The 17,918-nt window shown below is 60.2% G+C and carries 18 protein-coding genes and 2 tRNA genes; 13 read left to right on the forward strand and 7 right to left on the reverse strand.

Features of this window, described 5'->3' with window-relative positions:
* Positions 1-53 precede the first annotated feature (53 nt).
* The gene (locus tag QMO82_RS10060) at positions 54-1,010 is read left to right on the forward strand and encodes an NAD(P)-dependent oxidoreductase (RefSeq protein ID WP_183607584.1); all 957 of its coding nucleotides are present in this window, start codon (positions 54-56) and stop codon (positions 1,008-1,010) included.
* Positions 1,011-1,017: 7 nt separating this feature from the next.
* Here QMO82_RS10060 and QMO82_RS10065 read toward each other — a convergent pair whose 3' ends face one another.
* Positions 1,018-2,283: a glycerate kinase gene (locus QMO82_RS10065; RefSeq protein WP_183607583.1), complete on the reverse strand. Its 1,266-nt coding sequence runs from the start codon at positions 2,281-2,283 to the stop codon at positions 1,018-1,020.
* Positions 2,284-2,483: 200 nt separating this feature from the next.
* Here QMO82_RS10065 and QMO82_RS10070 point away from each other — a divergent pair, with 200 nt between their 5' ends.
* Entirely contained in the window at positions 2,484-2,783 is a 300-nt protein-coding gene (locus QMO82_RS10070; RefSeq protein WP_183607582.1) for a DUF6074 family protein, read from the forward strand.
* 68 nt (positions 2,784-2,851) lie between these two features.
* Here QMO82_RS10070 and QMO82_RS10075 read toward each other — a convergent pair whose 3' ends face one another.
* Complete coding sequence (locus tag QMO82_RS10075) at positions 2,852-3,943, reverse strand: PHB depolymerase family esterase (protein WP_183607581.1); 1,092 nt, start codon at positions 3,941-3,943, stop codon at positions 2,852-2,854.
* A 254-nt stretch (positions 3,944-4,197) separates the two neighbouring features.
* Between QMO82_RS10075 and QMO82_RS10080 the strand changes: the two genes are divergently transcribed.
* The 4 genes from QMO82_RS10080 to QMO82_RS10095 are packed head-to-tail and all read left to right on the forward strand — an operon-like array spanning position 4,198 to position 5,790.
* Complete coding sequence (locus QMO82_RS10080; protein ID WP_183607580.1) at positions 4,198-4,512, forward strand: PepSY domain-containing protein; 315 nt, start codon at positions 4,198-4,200, stop codon at positions 4,510-4,512.
* A 37-nt stretch (positions 4,513-4,549) separates the two neighbouring features.
* Entirely contained in the window at positions 4,550-5,161 is a 612-nt protein-coding gene (locus QMO82_RS10085; RefSeq protein ID WP_183607579.1) for a general stress protein, read from the forward strand.
* A 16-nt stretch (positions 5,162-5,177) separates the two neighbouring features.
* Complete coding sequence (locus QMO82_RS10090) at positions 5,178-5,432, forward strand: hypothetical protein (RefSeq protein ID WP_183607578.1); 255 nt, start codon at positions 5,178-5,180, stop codon at positions 5,430-5,432.
* Entirely contained in the window at positions 5,383-5,790 is a 408-nt protein-coding gene (locus QMO82_RS10095; protein ID WP_183607577.1) for a low affinity iron permease family protein, read from the forward strand. The genes QMO82_RS10090 and QMO82_RS10095 overlap by 50 nt, the downstream gene beginning before the upstream one ends.
* Here the strand turns inward: QMO82_RS10095 and QMO82_RS10100 are convergent.
* The 3 genes from QMO82_RS10100 to QMO82_RS10110 form a co-directional block, all read right to left on the reverse strand.
* Positions 5,787-6,146, reverse strand: a complete 360-nt coding sequence (locus QMO82_RS10100) for a low affinity iron permease family protein (protein ID WP_183607576.1) — start codon at positions 6,144-6,146, stop codon at positions 5,787-5,789. The two genes, QMO82_RS10095 and QMO82_RS10100, sit on opposite strands and share 4 nt — an antisense overlap.
* Before the next feature lie 157 nt (positions 6,147-6,303).
* Complete coding sequence (locus QMO82_RS10105) at positions 6,304-8,421, reverse strand: catalase (protein ID WP_183607575.1); 2,118 nt, start codon at positions 8,419-8,421, stop codon at positions 6,304-6,306.
* Positions 8,422-8,600: 179 nt separating this feature from the next.
* Positions 8,601-9,521 (reverse strand): hypothetical protein, encoded by a 921-nt coding sequence (locus QMO82_RS10110; RefSeq protein WP_183607574.1) that lies wholly within the window; start codon positions 9,519-9,521, stop codon positions 8,601-8,603.
* A 330-nt stretch (positions 9,522-9,851) separates the two neighbouring features.
* Here QMO82_RS10110 and QMO82_RS10115 point away from each other — a divergent pair, with 330 nt between their 5' ends.
* On the forward strand, positions 9,852-10,031 hold the full coding sequence (locus QMO82_RS10115; protein ID WP_246718274.1) for a hypothetical protein: 180 nt from the start codon (positions 9,852-9,854) through the stop codon (positions 10,029-10,031).
* Between the two features lie 606 nt (positions 10,032-10,637).
* Here QMO82_RS10115 and QMO82_RS10120 read toward each other — a convergent pair.
* Positions 10,638-10,712, reverse strand: a tRNA-Asn gene (locus QMO82_RS10120).
* Between the two features lie 117 nt (positions 10,713-10,829).
* Between QMO82_RS10120 and QMO82_RS10125 the strand changes: the two genes are divergently transcribed.
* Entirely contained in the window at positions 10,830-11,147 is a 318-nt protein-coding gene (locus QMO82_RS10125) for a hypothetical protein (RefSeq protein WP_183607573.1), read from the forward strand.
* Positions 11,148-11,247: 100 nt separating this feature from the next.
* The gene (locus QMO82_RS10130; protein WP_183607572.1) at positions 11,248-11,547 is read left to right on the forward strand and encodes a hypothetical protein; all 300 of its coding nucleotides are present in this window, start codon (positions 11,248-11,250) and stop codon (positions 11,545-11,547) included.
* A gap of 141 nt (positions 11,548-11,688) precedes the next feature.
* On the opposite strand, the gene QMO82_RS10135 is transcribed toward QMO82_RS10130, so the two are convergent.
* Positions 11,689-12,024, reverse strand: a complete 336-nt coding sequence (locus QMO82_RS10135) for a KTSC domain-containing protein (protein WP_183607571.1) — start codon at positions 12,022-12,024, stop codon at positions 11,689-11,691.
* Between the two features lie 260 nt (positions 12,025-12,284).
* On the opposite strand from QMO82_RS10135, the gene QMO82_RS10140 reads away from it, so the two are divergent.
* The 4 genes from QMO82_RS10140 to QMO82_RS10155 all read left to right on the forward strand — a co-directional run bounded on the left by QMO82_RS10140 (position 12,285) and on the right by QMO82_RS10155 (position 17,608).
* Positions 12,285-12,358, forward strand: a tRNA-Cys gene (locus QMO82_RS10140).
* Positions 12,359-12,856: 498 nt separating this feature from the next.
* Positions 12,857-13,522 (forward strand): protein-L-isoaspartate O-methyltransferase, encoded by a 666-nt coding sequence (locus QMO82_RS10145; RefSeq protein WP_183607570.1) that lies wholly within the window; start codon positions 12,857-12,859, stop codon positions 13,520-13,522.
* A 253-nt stretch (positions 13,523-13,775) separates the two neighbouring features.
* Positions 13,776-14,648, forward strand: a complete 873-nt coding sequence (locus QMO82_RS10150) for a DUF2497 domain-containing protein (protein ID WP_183607569.1) — start codon at positions 13,776-13,778, stop codon at positions 14,646-14,648.
* Positions 14,649-14,764: 116 nt separating this feature from the next.
* Positions 14,765-17,608 carry a valine--tRNA ligase gene (locus QMO82_RS10155; RefSeq protein ID WP_183607568.1) on the forward strand — a complete coding sequence of 948 codons (2,844 nt, stop codon included), beginning with the start codon at positions 14,765-14,767 and terminating at the stop codon, positions 17,606-17,608.
* Positions 17,609-17,918 lie beyond the last annotated feature (310 nt).

Consider the following 17,918-nt stretch of genomic DNA (forward strand, 5'->3'; position numbering starts at 1 on the left):
GCAGGATCGCCTGAGCACAGCATATTCGACACGGAAATACCAAGGGAGGAACGATGATGCGGGTTTTGGTAATCGGGGCAACGGGCCATGTCGGAACCTATCTCGTTCCCCGTCTGGTGGAGGCAGGTCACGACGTCGTTACGATCAGCCGCGGCAGGGCAAAGCCTTACATGGCAAACTACGCATGGGCTTCGGTCGATCAGCGTCAGATGGACCGGGCAGCGATGCAGCGCACGGGTGAGTTCGGCCCGGCCGTGCGCGCAGTGAAAGCCGATATCGTCATCGACATGATCTGCTTCACGCTGGAAAGCGCCGAGCAACTGGTGACGGCGCTGTCCGGGCATGTCGGCCATTTCCTGCATACCGGCACGATCTGGACGCATGGCTACCCCAGCGCCGTGCCGACGCTGGAAGAGGCGCCGAAGTCTCCTTTCGGCGACTACGGCACACAGAAGGCTGCGATCGAAACCTATCTGCTGCAGCAGGCAAGGCTTCGCGGATTTCCGGCAACCATCATCCATCCCGGCCACATTGTCGGCCCCGGCTGGGCGCCGCTCAATCCGGCCGGCAATTTCAACCTGCAGGTCTTTTCGACCCTTGCCCGCGGGGAGGCCCTGGCGCTGCCCAATTTCGGCTTGGAGACCGTTCATCACGTCCATGCCGATGACGTGGCGGCGATGTTCACGAATGCGATTGCCAACTGGAATGCCTCGATCGGCGAAAGTTTCCACGCGGTTTCGGAGCAGGCTTTGACGCTTCGCGGCTATGCCGAAGCCATGTCGCGCTGGTTTGGTCACGAGCCGAAGCTCACCTTCGCCCCATTCGACGCCTGGGCCGAAAGCCAGACGGCCGAGGATGCGGAGGCGACCTGGGAACATATCGCCCGCAGCCCGAATTGCTCGATTGCCAAGGCCAAACGCCTGCTCGGTTACACCCCGAGATACACCTCCCTGCAGGCGGTGGAGGAATCTGTCGGCTGGCTGGTCGGGCAGGGGCGGATCGAGACCTGACCCCGGTCTAGCGGATCAAGATGGCCCTGAAATCATTGACATTGGTGCCGGTCGGGCCGGTTTCGAAGAGATCACCGGTGGCCGCGAAGCCAGAATAGCTGTCATTGCTGTCGAGCAGCCGGCGCGGATCGAGGCCGGCGGCGCGCAGGCGCCTTGCCGTGCCGCCATCGGCAAAGGCGCCGGCATTATCCTCCGAGCCGTCGATCCCGTCCGTGTCGGCGGCCAGGACATGAATGCCCTCCTGTCCGTCGATCGCCAGCGCCATGGCGAGCGCGAATTCGCCATTGCGTCCGCCCTTGCCGCCCTTGGCTCTCAGCGTCACCGTCGTCTCGCCGCCGGAGAGGATGGCGACCGGCTTCGAAAACGGCCTGTTGCGGCCCGACACTTCGCGGGCGATCGCCGCATGCACCAGCGCCACGTCGCGCGATTCCCCCTCGATTGCATCCGAGAGAATCGCCGGCTCGATCCCCTGCGACTTCGCGAGCGCCGCCGCTGCCTCCAGCGAGACGCCGGCGGAAGCGATGATGTGGTGCTCATGCCGTAAGAAGACCGGATCGTCCGGCCGTGGCGCATCGGCTTTCGGCGAGTTCAAATGGTCGAGTGCTGCCTGCTGCAGCTGCAATCCGTATTGCCTGACGATCTCGAGCGCATCGTGCCGCGTCGAGCCATCCGGCACCGTCGGCCCGGAGGCGACATGGGCCGGGTTGTCGCCGGGAATATCGGAGACGATCAGACTGACGACCTTCGCTTTGGTCGCTGCTGCAAGTCTTCCGCCCTTGATGGTGGAGAGATGCTTGCGCACGACATTCATCGCCGAGATCGGCGCGCCCGAGGCAAGCAGCATTTGGTTGAGTGCGATCTCGTCTTCAAGGCTCAGCCCCGGGGGCGGGGCGGGCAGCAGCGCCGAGCCGCCGCCGCAGATCAGCGCGATCACCAGATCGTCCTCGCTCAGCCCGTTCACCGTCTCCATCAGCCGCTTTGCGCCGGCAAGCCCCGCGGCATCCGGCACCGGATGGGCGGCCTCGATGATCTCGATATCGCGCGTCTCGCAGCCATAGCCGTAGCGGGTGATCACCAGGCCTTCGAGCGCTCCGTCCCACACGCTTTCGAGCGCCCGCGCCATCTGCGCCGCGCCCTTGCCGGCGCCGATCACCACGGTCTGTCCCTTCGGCCTGTCAGGCAGATGCGCCTTGATGCCGGTCAGCGGATCGGCGGCGCGAACCGCCGCGTCGAACAGGCTTTTCAGGAAATCGCGGGGAGCTGATATCGTCATCGGTGGTCCCAGTTGCCTCGAGTGTCGGTCATGATGCGGACTGTCGACGCATCGGCGTGCCGGCGTCAAGGTCGAAGACGAGGCGGCGTGACAGCCGTGGACTGCAAATTCTGCCTCCTCCAAAGGAGCGGATACGAACGATAGAAAGCATTAACCATAGTCCCGTAGACAACGAACAGGATCAAAGGAACCTGTGTTCGATGGCTACTGAAATGACCTGCCGCCCCGCCGCCTCTCGTGAAGGCAGGGTTATTGCTTTTCCCTCTGGGACCGGAACGGCCAATATCGAGCGCTGCGCCCGCGAACTCGGCCGGCGGCATGGCGCGGAGGCGATCGAATTCTGGAGAGCCGAATGCCGCAGGATAGCCGATCAGCTTCTGGCAGCCGGCATGCCGGAGAGTGAGGTCGGTCAGCGGGTGCTGCAGTTTCAGCAAGATGTCCAGATCGAACTCGTCCTCAACCATCAAAACGGGCCGCTGCCCAAGTCTCAAAACCGATAGCGGCAATCTCGCTGGATCATGCCGTCGAGTAGCCGCTGCTTGGCATGCAGGCCAGTTTGTCGCGAATATTACCGCAGCAGCCCGGCGGAGCGGAGGGCGTCTTCGATGACCTTCTGAATGCCGCCGCGGTCGCCGCCCGCGGCGAATGAAGCTGTGGCGTTTTCCTGTTGCGCAGCAGAGGGTCTTGGGGCGCGCCGCTTTTCAAACGAGGGAACCAGACCCCAGGATCTGGCGGTTTCGACGGTCGAGGAAATGCCGACGTCCAGCATGAAGGGGCCGCTTGCCTCGTAGCCGGTGCCGACATCGAGCGGCGTGCCGTGACCCATCCCGGCAATCGTATAGAGCTCGATCGCCTCGACACCCTGCGCATCGGTCCAGACCTTTCGCTGATGTCCTCCGATATTTTCGACGCGCGCCGGCAATGCGTCGACGCCGTGGATATGTCTCCATTGCTCGACCATCGCATTCGCATTGGATGGCGCGACGGTTCTGTCTGCGGTTCCCTGCCAGAGCGACAATGTCGGCCACGGGCCTTCATGCGCCGAAGCGTTTCTCACCCGCAGTTCCAGTTCTTGGCCAGTCGGACCGCCGTGGCCGCGCATTCTGTCGAATGCCTCGGGAATGGTTGCCGCACTTGCATATGGCAGGCCTGCAATGATCGCGCCACCGGCAAAAACCTCGGGATAGGCGGCAAGCATGGCGGCGGCCATGGCGCCGCCGGCCGAAAGCCCGGTCACGAACACGCGCCTGCCGTCGATGCCGTGTTCCGCGGTGACCTTTGCGATCATCTGGCGAATGGAAAAGACCTCGCCGTGATCCCGGCGGATATCCTCCGGGTTGAACCAGTTGAAGCAGAGGTTTGGATTGTTTGCCCTGTGTTGCTCGGCAAACAGCAGCGCAAAACCATAGTCCTCGGCCAATCCAGACCACCCCGACCCGATATCATAGCCGGCGGCAGTCTGCGTGCAGCCGTGCAGGACGACGACCAGGGCCATGTTTTTCCCGCGCTTTGACGGCAGGTAGGTATAACCCGCCAAGTTCCCCGGATTTGAGCCGAACGCGGCCAAGGCGACGAGATCGGGGTTGTCCTGCCCGGGTTGGGGGCGAAGCGTTCCTCGCAGCGCAGCGAGGCGCGCGATGGTGTCTGACATAGATCTCATGAAAGTCTCCGCCAATCAGCAGCCGGGATGGCGGTGATGCTTAACTAAACGTATCAGTTAGCGAATGGTTGCTGCGCTGCACAATATTTTTCCGGAGTGACCACATTTCCGGATCCGGGGGCGCTCTTGATCAGGAGTCCACCAGCTAAGTTATTCAGATATCTTATTTTCTTTTGCAGGCGAGGGGAACATACCCGCCGGCACCGGGTTATCAGCGGCAATCTTCCGACGAAGATATGAACGCGAGGAAACCAATGAAAAAGATTCTATTAACAACGGCTGCCTTCCTGATCGCCGCCTCCGTTTCGCTCGCCCAGAGCCAGACACCGACGACAACCCAGGAAACGCCAGCTGTGGCGACGCCTGATACCCAAAATCCGGGCGCGCCTGTCCAAGGCAAGAACAGTTTCACGGAAGACCAGGCCAAGTCGCGGCTTGCGGATGCCGGCTATAGCGCCGTCACCGGCCTCAAGCTTGACGATAAGGGCGTGTGGCGTGCGTCTGCAACGAAGGATGCCAAGCAGGTGCAGGTGGCACTCGATTACCAGGGCAACATCGTCGTCAAGTGAGGGGCCGAGCCTTTCCTCAACATCGAAGGATAACATTATGAAGACTGTAACAGGACTGTTCGACACTTATGAAGATGCGAAATCGGCCGTTGGTCAGCTCGAAGCTGCCGGCATTGCATCGAAGGAAATCAGCATCGTTTCGAATACCGGCGATGGCCGCGCCGTCGAGGAGCAGGGTAGCAATACCGCTGAAGGCGCCGGCACCGGCGCCGGGATTGGCGCTCTCGCAGGCGGTGCCGGCGGTCTGCTGACGGGTCTTGGCATGATCGCCATTCCGGGTGTCGGCCCCGTTGTTGCCGCCGGATGGCTGGTCGCAACGTTGGCCGGAGCAACTGCCGGCGCAGTCGTCGGAGGGGCCGCAGGCGGCGTGGTTGGGGCACTCGTCAAATCGGGTGTGCCCGAAGAAGACGCCCACGTCTACGCCGAAGGCGTCCGCCGAGGCGGCTCGCTGGTCACAGCGCGTGTCGAGGATGATAAGGCCATGGTAGCCAAGGCGATTCTTGACCGTTCCCAAAGTGTCGACGTTGCCGAGCGGCGTGCATCCTATGCCAAAAATGGCTGGGAACGCTTCGACGATACGCTCGATCCCTATACGCCGGCCGAAGTCGATGCCGAACGCGGGCGTTATTCGACCGGCACGCGTATCTGATGTTCTCCGAATAGCTTTGGAAGCCGGCCTCATCAGGGCCGGCTTTTTCATGACGGGGGCTCAACTTTTGAATGCTGCCAATTCGATGGCAGCTTGCGGGCACAGCAAGACCGCGCCGTTCAATTTGATCGACCTCGGCGGCGCGAGGAACTTCGGCCTGGATATGGAGTTGATGCTGTCGATTGACAGCACTGATGCTGCGATCGAACGAGGCTTTTCAGATGTCGAACAAACCCAACTTCTTCTCGCACTTTGCAACTACCGTCGCTGACCTCTCGGGAAAGCCGTTCACCTTTGTCGCGGCTCTTGCGCTCGTGCTTGTCTGGGCGGTGTCCGGCCCCTTTTTCGGCTATTCTGAAACCTGGCAGCTTGTCATCAATACCACCACGACCATCATCACCTTCCTGATGGTGTTTGTGTTGCAGAACAGCCAGAACCGTGACGGTAAGGCTCTGCAGGCCAAGCTTGACGAACTCATCCTGACGAGCCAGGCCGCCAACAAATTTGTCGGTATCGAAAAGCTGGATGAGGACGAACTCAGGGAAATGAGCAAGACCCTTGCCGAAAAGGCCGAATGCGTCGAGGAAAAAGCGGATGAGAAATCCGCGGCGGAAGCAACGTCCACCTAACTCACGGTCTCTGAGGTTTGGCCGTGGTGTTGCTGGCGCATTCCCTCGATGGCGTCGGCGTCCTTCTTCTCAGCCGCAATCCAATGGCTTCCTGCCTTGCTTGAGCGGATCAGCTCATCGAGCTTGGCATGGAGTGCCATCATGTCCCGATTTTGGGAGTGCTGCACCAGCAGCAAGATAAAAAATACAATGAGTGTCCCGAGCATATTGGTCAGCAGAAACCACTGCCGTGGGAAGGAAAAGCTGAGACCCACGGCCACCCATAGAGCTATGAACGCGATCAGCGTGACAGGGACCACGCGATGCCCTGCCCATGAGACGGCCAAGTCAGAGATCTGTCGAAAGCGCCAGTGCATACGGCTCTCCACAGCGCGCCAAAGAGAAGATAGAGCAGATTGGAGTTACTTCCATCGCCTGGGCTCAACAAATAACGCCGTAAACGTACATAAAACCCGCGTTTCCGCGGGTTTATGCTGACGACAAGTCGTTCCCTTACGGATGACGACGAGACGGTCAATTCAGCTTGACCGATGGCTCCCGACCCCAGACCCGGAGTTTGCCAAGCGCCTTGATGAAGGCGCTGACATCCTTCGCCGCGCCGAGCGCAATCACGCCCTCATCCAGGGAATCGGCAATGCCGGCCTTTTGCATGAGCGGCAGCGCTGTTTCCACATAACCGATGAACTTACAGTGGGCGAAGGCATCCGACACGAAATCGCGGGCCGTCGCCTCCTTCAGCAGATCGCCGGTTCCCTCGGCCGAGGGGAGGAGGGCGACGGCGTCGTAAAGCACCGAAGGCCCGCCGTCGATCATCTGATGGGCCTCGATCCAATTGCCGTCCGAGAGCGTCACGCCGCCGATCTTTGGTGCGATCACTTCGAACGTCGCCTTCTGCTCGGTGATCTCGGCAAGCAGCGCCTTGAAGACTGCGGCATCGGTGCCGTCGCTGACAAGAATACCGAGCTTGCGTCCTTCGAACCGTTTCGGACCGCGCTCGATGATGCTGAGCGCCGGCGACGGCTCGAGATCCTGCCGCGTCGGCATGGCGGCATCGGCAGGCTTCGGCATTGACTTGAAGCCGAGTGCGTGGCCGACCTTGCTGGCCAGCGTCTCGTCGATGTTCATCAGATGCGAAACCATCCGCTCGCGAATGACCGGTGTCTCGACCTTGCTCAGTTCGAAGGTCAGCGCTGCGGCGATATGGCGTTGCTCCGGCGGAGTCTGGCTGATGTAGAATTGCCGCGCCTGGCTGTAATGATCGGCAAAGCTTTCCGGCCGCAGCCGCACCTTGGGACCCTGTTCCTCGGCGGCGAAGTGACGATAGCCTTGAACCGGCGATTCCCGTGGTCCCTGATTCCACGAGTTCGGTTGGTAGTTGACGCGCCCGACGGGATTGCGCATCGCCATATGCCCATCCTGCTGGAAATTGTGGAAGGGACACTTCGGGGCGTTGATCGGCAGATGTGTGAAATTCGGACCGCCCAGACGTTTCAGTTGCGTGTCGAGATAGGAGAAGTTCCGTCCCTGCAGAAGCGGATCGTTGCTGAAGTCGATGCCGGGGGGAACGTTCTGCGTCATGAAGGCGACCTGTTCGGTCTCTGCGAAAAAGTTCTCGGGCATACGGTCGAGCACGAGACGGCCGATCGGTTTAACCGGAAGAATCTCCTCCGGAATGATCTTCGTCGGATCGAGAATGTCGAAATCGAACGTGTCGGCAAAGTCCTGATCGAAAAGCTGCACGCAAAGTTCCCATTCCGGGAAGTTTCCAGCCTGGATCGACTGCCAGAGGTCGCGGCGATGGAAATCCGGATCCGCACCATTGATTTTGACTGCTTCGTTCCAGGCGACCGACTGCAGGCCGAGTTTCGGTTTCCAGTGGAATTTGACGAAGGTCGATTCATCCGCTGCATTGACGAAGCGGAAGGTGTGAACGCCGAAACCCTCCATGAAGCGGAACGAGCGCGGAATCGCCCGGTCCGACATCACCCACATGATCATGTGCATGCTTTCCGGCGTGAGGGTGATGAAGTCCCAGAAATTGTCATGCGCCGACTGCGCCTGCGGAAATTCCTTGTCAGGCTCCGGCTTTACCGAATGGATGACATCGGGAAATTTGATCGCATCCTGAATGAAGAAAACGGGGATATTATTGCCGACCAGATCCCAATTTCCCTGCTGGGTGTAGAGCTTCACCGCGAAGCCGCGCACGTCGCGCGCCAGATCGAAGGAACCCTTGCTGCCGGCGACGGTCGAAAACCGGACGAAAGCCGGTGTTTTTTCGCCGGGCCGCTGGAAAAGATCGGCCCGGGTATAGGCGGCCAGGGATTCGTAGGTTTCGAAGTAGCCGTGAGCGCCGTACCCGCGGGCATGGACGACCCGCTCGGGGATGCGCTCGTGGTCGAAATGAAAGATCTTCTCGCGGAAATGGAAGTCGTCGATGAGGGCGGGGCCGCGGGCGCCGAGACGAAGTGTATTCTGATCGTCTGAGACCGGGCCGCCTTGCGCTGTGGTCAGCACCGGCATGCCGTCTTCGGCGAACTGATGAAGCTCACCACCTGCACCCCGCTGCAGTTTTTGATCATGGATCGTTGCGGTGTCCGAGGGCGAGGTCTTGGACGTCTTCTTGGCCATCTATTTTCTCCGGAAAGGGTTTGACTTAACCGAAGCTCAAAACCGGCCACATGTTCCGTTCAATGCGAAATAAACCGCCACCGACAGTCCCGCGCGTCTTATCCAATGCGCAAAGGACGCTGGGCTCATATAAAGGGGCGCGGGACTTTCGACCCCGCGCCTCCGGTTTCCCTAGTTTCTCAGACCCGGGGCCGAACGAGGAGGTCTTCCTCTTCGTCGCGTTGCGATCCGCCAAGCGCTGCAGCGGCAGAGGCGATGAAAGCCCCGATCAGCAGCGACAACGAGCCGAGCAAGGCCGTGGTGGATGCCGCTTTGCGGGCCTCGTCGGCCGCTTTCTGGGCGGCGACCTTGGCGTCATCGATACGCTTCAGCACCGTATCGACGCGGGTGCGCGCATCGGCTTCGGAAAGGCCGGTCCGAGCAGAGACGATGCTGGCGAGATAGGCCTTGTCGTCATCCGGGATTTGGCCCTCGGCGGCGCCCTTGAGAAGGATGCGCGATACCTCGGATGTTGCCGCGGCATCATTGGATGTCGCCGCCTCACGCACCTGGCCAGGGCGCAGCAATGCGTCGGTAAAATAGGAAGTGGAGAGGTCCACCGGGGCAGTTGCCGGCGATGCTGCTGCCGCACCGGCGACAGTGGCCGTCGATCCCACCGCCTGTGCGGCCGAACCCACGGCTTGTGCACCCGCGCCGGCCAGCGACGTCAGCGACGAGGCAAGAAATCCGGCGACGAAGACCGTCGCCAGAGCCCAGCTTATGAAACCATGCGCGGTGTCGCGGAAGAAAACTTCATCGGTGTGGACGGCCGCCCATTTCGTGCGCAGCCGGCCGGTAATATAGCCTCCGAGCGCCGAAGAGAGCCATTGCACCAGCACCAGCCAGATCGCCGCCGCCACGCCGAGCGTCCCGAGCGAACTGCTTTGGCCCGACCAGGGCGACACCATTGTCAGCCCGAGCCCGGATCCGAGAAGCAAAAGGATGAGGGTCACGCCGATGGCGGCGGCGGCACCCCCGAAGATAGGCCCCCATGTCATTGCCGATTTGGAGGATTCGACCGGAGTGGCAATCTCTCCGGAACCTGTCATTGAAACCGACATGATCTGTTCCTATCGCATAAACAGAGCAAGAAGAATGATGATCGGCAGTGGAACACCGAGCAGCCAAAGTAGAATACCGCGACCCATGAGAGACCTCCTGTCAGAAACTGACGTTACGTTGTTGATGCCACTCAACTTTTAACCACGGTCTTTGTTCCCGGCCGGCTTACTCATCGACGATCTTCATGCGGATCTCATGGAGATCGACGAAAATCTTGCGCGCCCGGAGTTAACGCCAGCGGGGAGCGCGCCTATATCCTTGGTTGAAGAGTGATCCGGAGGAGAGAGCAGAGGCTCTCATCACTCCCGCCGTAAACTGGAGAGCATTTGATGAGCAGATTTCGGGCATTTCTAGCAGCCGGAGCAATCAGCCTTGCCGCCTTGACCTCGGCCTGCTCGACACCGCCGAATTCATATGGCTCCGCATCCGGATATCAGCCGGGAGATTCGATGAACCCGGCCTGTGCGGACGGCTTCCGCCCCCGCGAGGGTCGTTCGTGCAGCTATTAGAGGCGGTCGGCTCCTGTCCGCAAAGAGCGGCGCTTGTGCGGCGCTCATTCCGATTGCCATACCGAGAGCCATGGCCGTGACCCTATACGGCTGCCGTGGCGATAGAATGCGTTCCGCGGCAGGAGCCGGGAGTTCGGTCTTTCAAATTTCTCCAATGGTGAAGAGAGAACGGCCACGTGATCTCGTGGCGGCGACGTGACGTCAATCTGCCGCCCGACCCCATTCTAAAGTTAATGGCAGTCGCGTCCTGCCGCAGTCGTATATCATCTGATCGTCAACGCAAAGCTGGTCGGCTGCGTAGGGCTTTGCATGCTGGTGCTCGGAGTACGGCCTTTCCCAACGCAAAGAAGACAAAAGGTCGACGCGAGAGTTCGCGCCGACCTTTTTCAATCATCATCAGCAAAGCGCCAGTTCATCCGTGGTCGCCAGCAATCTGATTTCATGCAGTAAGTGTAGGCGGCTTGTGAATTATGGCAAGGATTACGGGGCTACCGATTTCTGGCTAGAACCAGCCAACGGCAGAAATCGATTTCAACAGCGGGAGAAAGGAAGGAAGAAAACGCCTGCTTTCGGACTCATCAACGAAACAGGCGCTTGCTTGAAAAATGGCTCCCCGGGCCGGATTCGAACCGGCGACCTGTCGATTAACAGTCGAATGCTCTACCGCTGAGCTACCAGGGATCACTGCTTGGCGCGGTGTGAGTGGGCTAATACAAACGCTTTCCCGATTTGCCAAGCAGTTTTTTCAAAAAAATGAAATGAACTTGTATTTGGGGTGTCGGTGCCCATCTCTGGGGAATGACGAACGGGAATGATCGCGAAGAGATGAGAAGCGGCGAAAAGCCCAAGAAGCGGGCACGGCGCTTCGGTATCGATCACGCCAGCGGCAGGCTTATGCTCGGCTCCTTCAGCATCGGCATGCCGCGCTCGCGCATCGCGCGGATGGCGATCGGCGTGGCCCTCATTCTCTGTGGGCTCCTGGGCTTCCTGCCGATCTTGGGCTTCTGGATGCTGCCGCTCGGCTTCCTCGTGCTTTCCCACGATCTGCCTGTTGCACGCCGGCTTCGGCGGCGGCTGGCGGTCTGGTGGCATAGGCGTCGGAACCCGGCTGGCTGACGCCACCTCTGAGATGTTCATGGAACGGTGAGCGCTTTTCGTATTCGTGGTTTATGGAATGTAAAACGCGAAAAATGCGTCACAATGGTCGAGGTGAGGAATGAAGGCATTGTTTGTAATCGCGCTGTCGGCGGCGACGATTCTCTCCGGCGTTCCCGCCGCGGCCCAAGCCATCGACAGCCGCGGTTTTGACGCTCGCGGCATTTGCCGCCGTCCCGAAGGCTGCGTGGTCGACCACGGCCAAGGCGGCAGCTATAACGGGCCTCGCAACTATCGCAATTTCAACGGTCGGAACGAGCGTGATGGCGGCAACGACCGCAACCGGGACGACCGCCGCTACCGCAGTCAGAACAGAAGCGACATTTTCGACGCTGCATCCAGCCGCATTGCCGCTCTGTGATTGAGCCGGTCCAGCCTAAAGCGCGTCGCAATCTTTCAGATTCGCTCCTTGCGCTTTAGCTGTTTATTTTCTCGCATGTCTCGGCAAAAGCGTTTCACGCTTTGCCTGGCAAAACCGCGGCACACTTTTGCGCGACATGCTTTAGTTCGATCTGAGTTCGCTTTCCTCGAAAATGCCGCCATGGTCCGGATCAAGGCTGGTTGCCATGAACAGGCTGCAGCCGGCAAGGATGAGGACGAGCTTCATCGCGTAGGACACGGAAACCGCATGTCCGCGGCCCGGTGATACGCGGGAAGGCGCAATATAATATTTGTAATAGAAGTCCGGATCGCTGGTTTCCAGCAGGTTCTGGTAGACGTGCGGCGGAATGTCCGCATGTTTCACCGGTGGAGAACCCGGAAACTTTACATGGAGATCCCGGCTCTCGGCATTGTATGCCGCACGCACGTGCTTCGATTTGAGGGTAGCCCAATTCATTGCAGCTCCTATCACCCTCCCGGTGGCAATATGAAGCCTGGCGGACGATCGTCAAGCTGACAATTTGTTTCGAAGGCAATCATCGGCAGGGAATAGAGCATCGTCCCGGTCATGGAATTTCCAGCCTGCGCCCGTTCCGTTGCGGGACGGGAAAATGGCATTTTCGGCAGCGGCGGAATGGCGTTTTTCCGAAATGCCCCCTTGCGATTTCCTTACGATCATTCTAAACGCTCGCCACGGCTCAGATAATGAGCGTGTGAGGCCTCGTGGCGGAGTGGTGACGCAGAGGACTGCAAATCCTTGTACCCCGGTTCAATTCCGGGCGAGGCCTCCAAAAAATTCCACGCGACATAGATGGTCTGATTGCGGCTGGTTCGGCGATGCGGCGTCGCGCATGGGGCGCGGCCGGCAATCGCATTGATCTTCCAAAGGAACCGAGCGGATATCCTGCGTCCACCGGCGTGATATTGCCGCAGACGCCATGCAGGGGCTATCTTCGAGCGCGGTTCGTGCCCTGTCACTTCAGGGTCGTTTCGCCGTCCAGCAGCCCGCAGCAGAATATGCCGATGAGCGCTGCGACGATGAAGAAATCGAACAGCGTGAAATATTCGAAAATCGCAGACACGGCCTGCTCCTCCTATTTCCTCCGCTGCAAATCATAACATGAAGGGGCAGGGGATGCCACGCTTGAGCTGCAGCGCCGCGTGTCCGCTGTGGCGTGGAAGAGGCGCCTGCCGGATTCTTTTCGCCGACGGCTGCCAAGCCTTGAAAGCATCCGTGGCGGGGATTAAGAGACGAGGGACAGGAACCGCTTTTCAACGAGCGAGAGGACATGATGGATTTCGAAGCAGCGCGCGCAAAGATGGTCGACACCCAGGTTCGCACGACGGACGTTACCTCGCATTCCGTGCTGACGGCGCTTCTCACGGTGCCGCGTGAGGCATTCGTGCCGGAGAAGGCAAAGCTGTTGGCTTACATCGACAATGATGTCGAGATATCGGCCGCCGCACCCGGGAAGCCGGCCCGATTCTTGATGGAGGCATCGCCGCTTGCCAAGCTGCTGCAACTGGCTGAGATCACCAAGGATGATTTTGTCCTCGAAGTCGGCTGCGGCACCGGTTACACATCGGCGCTGCTGTCGATCATTGCCGGCTCCGTCATCGCACTCGAATGTGACGAGGCGCTTGCCGCCGAAGCGAAGGCGAAGCTTGCCGACTATGCCAAGGTCGAGGTCGTCACCGGCCCGCTCGAAAAGGGTTACGCTGCCGGCGCTCCCTATGATTTGATCTTCGTCAACGGCGCAGTCGAGGAGGTTCCGGCAGCTCTTCTCGGTCAATTGCGCGATGGCGGCCGTCTGATCACAGTCGAAGGTTACGGCAATGCCGCCCGCGCCAAGGTGTTCGTCGCCGAGCGCGGCGCCGTTTCGGAAAACGTCTTTTTCAACGCTTCGGTCAAGCCGCTGCCGGGTTTTGCCAAGGCGCGCGAATTCGTTTTCTAAGGCCGATTTTATCGATGCATTCAGCGACGGGCGCCATCGGCGCCCGTTTTTTGTCCGGGCCACACGAGAGCCTTCACAAACATGATTTATCCTGACGCCGCCACGGCGCAGCCATCAGGTAACAAAACTGTGCATGGCCGCATTCATTTGATTCGCGATGATTTTTTTCATGGCTGGGGTATTCTAAGGTCGTGGTGATTCGGGTGAACGCTCCACATCATCCGGTCGTTGTTTTTGGATAACGGGGATAGAAATGGCTCAGCCAAGCGTAGCGCGTGAACCGTCCATGGAAGAAATTCTGGCGTCCATCCGCCAGATCATCGAAAGCAATGAGCCCGGCGCCGGCAAGGCGATTTCCGCATCCCTGCCGCCGGTCTACGGCGCCGACGAGGATGAGAACGGCTCCGAGATCCATCTGACGGTGGATGACACCTATGCCGGCGTGGAGTTCCCCGAACCGGCCATGCGCTCCTCCGATCCCCGTTTCGTCGCCGCCAATTCGGCCGGCACCGCGCCCGAAGCAGAAGTGCCGGCCCGCGCCCTGTCGCTTGCCGATGTCGCCGCCCGCGTGCGCGCCGCTTCCGAGCGCAGCGCCGTGCAGGCCGGCCAGGCGCTGCGTGAAATTCCGAGCGGTTTCCGCCAGCCCGAACCGCAGCCGGCCGCAATACCGGAGCCGCCGCGCGCCGCGGCGTCACAACCTCAAACCCAACCGGCACAGCCTGTTTTCCCGGCCGCTGCAGCGCCTGTTCAGCACGCTCCGGAGCAGCCGGCCGCGCCGGTGCTGATGGAAGCGCCTGAGGTGGTCGTCGCCGAGCCGGCGCCTGCTATCGAAACGCCGCCGCCGGCTTTTGAACCCGCTCAGTCGTCGGCCGAGCGTTTCCTGCCAAGCGTTATGGACGAGGTCCAGCCGGCGCTGCTTTCGGCGGATGCCGGCCTGCAGATCAGCCGCTCCTTCGAGGAGCTCGCCGCCGCGATCGACGGGGCCGAGCGCCGCTCGCTGGATGAGATCGCCGAGGATATGCTGCGCCCGATGCTGCGCGAATGGTTGGATGATAATCTGCCGACTCTGGTTGAACGGCTGGTGCGCGAGGAAATCGAGCGCGTGGCGCGCGGCCCGCGCCGCTGATCGGATTGCTTTTTCGTGGAAGAGCCGCTCCGGTCTCCGGGGCGGCTTTTTTATTGACTTGGCCGTGGCCATCCTATTTACAAACGCCACCCTCGAACCTCGAAATTGGTCAGAAAATGCTCGACAAGACCTATGATTCTGCTGCCGTCGAACCGAAAATCGCCGCCAAATGGGATGATGCGGACGCCTTCCGCGCCGGCGCGAACGCCAAGCCCGGGGCCGAGACCTTCACCATCGTGATCCCGCCGCCGAACGTCACCGGCTCGCTGCACATGGGTCACGCGCTGAACAACACGCTGCAGGATATCCTGGTGCGATTCGAGCGCATGCGCGGCAAGGACGTGCTCTGGCAGCCGGGCATGGACCATGCCGGCATCGCCACGCAGATGGTCGTCGAGCGCAAGCTGATGGAGCAGCAGCTGCCGGGCCGCCGCGAGATGGGCCGCGACGCCTTCATCGACAAGATTTGGGAGTGGAAGGCCGAATCGGGCGGCCTGATCTTCAACCAGCTGAAGCGCCTTGGCGCATCATGCGACTGGTCGCGTGAGCGCTTCACCATGGACGAAGGCCTGTCGAAGGCCGTTCTCGAAGTCTTCGTCACGCTCTACAAGGAAGGCCTGATTTACAAGGACAAGCGCCTCGTCAATTGGGACCCCAAACTCTTGACTGCTATCTCCGATATGGAGGTCGAACAACAGGAGGTGAAGGGGCATCTCTGGCATCTGCGCTATCCGCTCGAGCCTGGTGTTACCTATCAATATCCGATTGCCTTCGACGAGGAGGGCAAGCCGACCGAATTCGAGACGCGTGACTATATCGTCGTCGCGACGACGCGGCCGGAAACGATGCTGGGCGATACCGGCATTGCCGTGAACCCCGAGGATGAGCGTTATAAGCCGATCGTCGGCAAGCATGTCATCCTACCGATCGTCGGTCGCAAAATTCCGATTGTCGCCGATTCCTATGCGGACCCGACGGCTGGCACCGGCGCGGTGAAGGTCACGCCTGCGCATGACTTCAACGACTTCGAGGTCGGCAAGCGGGCAAAGCTGCGTGCCATCAACATCATGAATATCGACGGCACGATCGCCATCAAGGACAATGAGGACTTCCTCGAGGGTCTCGACAATCCGGCGGCACTCCATGGCGCCTGGGATCGCCTGGAAGGGCAGGACCGTTTCTATGCACGCAAGGTCATCGTCGAGATTTTCGAGGAGGCCGGCCTCCTCGATAAGATCGAGCCGCACAAGCACATGGTCCCGCACGGCGATCGCGGTGGCGTGCCGATCGAACCGCGGTTGACGGAACAATGGTTTGTCGACAACAAGACCTTGGGACAACCCGCGCTGGAATCCGTTCGCGAGGGAAGAGCAAGGTTTATCCCCAGGAACTGGGAAAACACCTATTTCAACTGGCTGGAGAACATCGAGCCGTGGTGCATTTCCCGCCAGCTCTGGTGGGGGCATCAGATTCCCGCTTGGTATGGCCCGGATGGCCAAGTCTTCGTCGAAAAGACCGAGGAAGAGGCGCTCCAGGCGGCGATCCAGCATTACCTCTCACATGAGGGGCCGATGAAGGCCTATGTCGAGGACCTGCTGGAAAACTTCAAGCCGGGCGAGATCCTGACGCGTGACGAGGACGTGCTCGACACATGGTTCTCCTCGGCACTCTGGCCCTTCTCGACACTCGGCTGGCCGGATGAGACGCCGGAACTTGCACGTTATTACCCGACCAACGTTCTCGTCACCGGTTTCGATATCATCCCCTTCTGGGTCGTTCGCATGATGCAGATGGGCCTGCATTTCATGAAGGATGAGAATGGCGATCCCGTCGAGCCCTTCCATACGATCTACATTCACGCGCTGGTGCGCGACAAGAATGGGCAGAAGATGTCGAAGTCGAAGGGCAACGTCATCGATCCCCTGGAACTGATCGACGAATACGGCGCCGACGCGCTGCGTTTCACCTTGGCGATCATGGCTGCGCAGGGCCGCGACGTGAAGCTCGATCCGGCCCGCATCGCCGGCTACCGCAATTTCGGCACCAAGCTCTGGAACGCCACGCGCTTCGCCGAGATGAACGGCGCCAAAAGCGACCCGCATTTCGTTCCTGAAGCCGCCGAACTCACCATCAATCGCTGGATCCTGACGGAGCTTGCCCGTACGGAACGTGACGTTACGGAAGCGCTCGAAGCCTTCCGCTTCAACGATGCCGCCGGCGCGCTCTATCGCTTCGTCTGGAACGAGGTCTGCGACTGGTATCTCGAGCTCCTGAAGCCTGTCTTCAACGGCGAGGATGAAGGCGCCAAGGCCGAGGCCCAGGCCTGCAGCGCCTATATTCTCGAAGAGATTTACAAGCTGCTGCATCCCTTCATGCCCTTCATGACCGAAGAGCTCTGGGCGCATACGGCCGGCGAGGGCAAGGAGCGCGACACACTGGTCTGCCATGCCGAATGGCCGTCGCCGTCTTATGCCGATGACGCGGCCGCCGACGAGATCAACTGGCTAATCGACCTCGTCTCCGGCATCCGCTCGGTGCGCGCCGAAATGAACGTGCCGCCATCGGCGACAGCCCCGCTCGTCGTCGTCAAGGCCAACAACCTGACGCGCGAAAGGCTGTTCCGCCACGACGCCGCCATCAAGCGGCTTGCGCGTGTGGAGGCGATATCGCTGGCCGACAATGCGCCGAAGGGCGCCGCTCAGATCGTCGTCGCCGAGGCCACGATCTGCCTGCCGCTCGGCAATCTAATCGACCTCTCCGCCGAAAAGGCTCGGCTTGAAAAAGCGATTGCCAAGATGGAAGCAGAGATCGCCCGCATCAACGGCAAGCTCTCCAACGAGAAGTTCGTCGCCAACGCCAATCCCGAAGTGGTGGAGGCCGAGCGCGAGCGCCTCGAAGAACTGAAGGGCCAGATCAGCAGCCTGAAGACCGCCCTTTCCAGGGTGAGCGAAGCCGGATAAGTTTCACCGTCCATTTTGGTAAGTTATTTCAAAGACGCGCCCCGCTGCGGGCGCGTCTTTTTGTCGTTTTGGGCGTGCATGATTCGGTCTGGAAAGCGGCCGGCTTCAGGCGCTGAGCCTGTGGATTGTGGCTTTACGGCAATCCGACCGGCGAAAACTGTCACTGTTGTCGGATTGATACAGCTTCCGCAATGTTTGGAATGAAAACCCAAAAGCCCATCTGAAAATCCAAAACTCTGGAATAAAATTTTATTAACCAGATTTTTTGACGTGTCCGTCAATTTCTTTACGTAAGTTGGCCGCTGCAATG

The sequence above is a fragment of the Rhizobium sp. BT04 genome (genome assembly GCF_030053135.1).
GTDB lineage: Bacteria > Pseudomonadota > Alphaproteobacteria > Rhizobiales > Rhizobiaceae > Rhizobium > Rhizobium binxianense.

What these genes read in the sequence shown, in the direction of transcription:
- QMO82_RS10060 (WP_183607584.1), top strand. Translation starts at nt 54, where the DNA reads ATGATGCGGGTTTTGGTAATCGGGGCAACGGGCCATGTCGGAACCTAT.
- QMO82_RS10115 (WP_246718274.1), top strand. Translation starts at nt 9,852, where the DNA reads ATGAGCAGATTTCGGGCATTTCTAGCAGCCGGAGCAATCAGCCTTGCC.
- QMO82_RS10070 (WP_183607582.1), top strand. Translation starts at nt 2,484, where the DNA reads ATGGCTACTGAAATGACCTGCCGCCCCGCCGCCTCTCGTGAAGGCAGG.
- QMO82_RS10125 (WP_183607573.1), top strand. Translation starts at nt 10,830, where the DNA reads ATGACGAACGGGAATGATCGCGAAGAGATGAGAAGCGGCGAAAAGCCC.
- QMO82_RS10130 (WP_183607572.1), top strand. Translation starts at nt 11,248, where the DNA reads ATGAAGGCATTGTTTGTAATCGCGCTGTCGGCGGCGACGATTCTCTCC.
- QMO82_RS10150 (WP_183607569.1), top strand. Translation starts at nt 13,776, where the DNA reads ATGGCTCAGCCAAGCGTAGCGCGTGAACCGTCCATGGAAGAAATTCTG.
- QMO82_RS10155 (WP_183607568.1), top strand. Translation starts at nt 14,765, where the DNA reads ATGCTCGACAAGACCTATGATTCTGCTGCCGTCGAACCGAAAATCGCC.
- QMO82_RS10075 (WP_183607581.1), bottom strand. Translation starts at nt 3,943, where the DNA reads ATGAGATCTATGTCAGACACCATCGCGCGCCTCGCTGCGCTGCGAGGA.
- QMO82_RS10135 (WP_183607571.1), bottom strand. Translation starts at nt 12,024, where the DNA reads ATGAATTGGGCTACCCTCAAATCGAAGCACGTGCGTGCGGCATACAAT.
- QMO82_RS10110 (WP_183607574.1), bottom strand. Translation starts at nt 9,521, where the DNA reads ATGTCGGTTTCAATGACAGGTTCCGGAGAGATTGCCACTCCGGTCGAA.
- QMO82_RS10095 (WP_183607577.1), top strand. Translation starts at nt 5,383, where the DNA reads ATGTCGAACAAACCCAACTTCTTCTCGCACTTTGCAACTACCGTCGCT.
- QMO82_RS10085 (WP_183607579.1), top strand. Translation starts at nt 4,550, where the DNA reads ATGAAGACTGTAACAGGACTGTTCGACACTTATGAAGATGCGAAATCG.
- QMO82_RS10065 (WP_183607583.1), bottom strand. Translation starts at nt 2,283, where the DNA reads ATGACGATATCAGCTCCCCGCGATTTCCTGAAAAGCCTGTTCGACGCG.
- QMO82_RS10145 (WP_183607570.1), top strand. Translation starts at nt 12,857, where the DNA reads ATGATGGATTTCGAAGCAGCGCGCGCAAAGATGGTCGACACCCAGGTT.
- QMO82_RS10080 (WP_183607580.1), top strand. Translation starts at nt 4,198, where the DNA reads ATGAAAAAGATTCTATTAACAACGGCTGCCTTCCTGATCGCCGCCTCC.
- QMO82_RS10105 (WP_183607575.1), bottom strand. Translation starts at nt 8,421, where the DNA reads ATGGCCAAGAAGACGTCCAAGACCTCGCCCTCGGACACCGCAACGATC.
- QMO82_RS10100 (WP_183607576.1), bottom strand. Translation starts at nt 6,146, where the DNA reads ATGCACTGGCGCTTTCGACAGATCTCTGACTTGGCCGTCTCATGGGCA.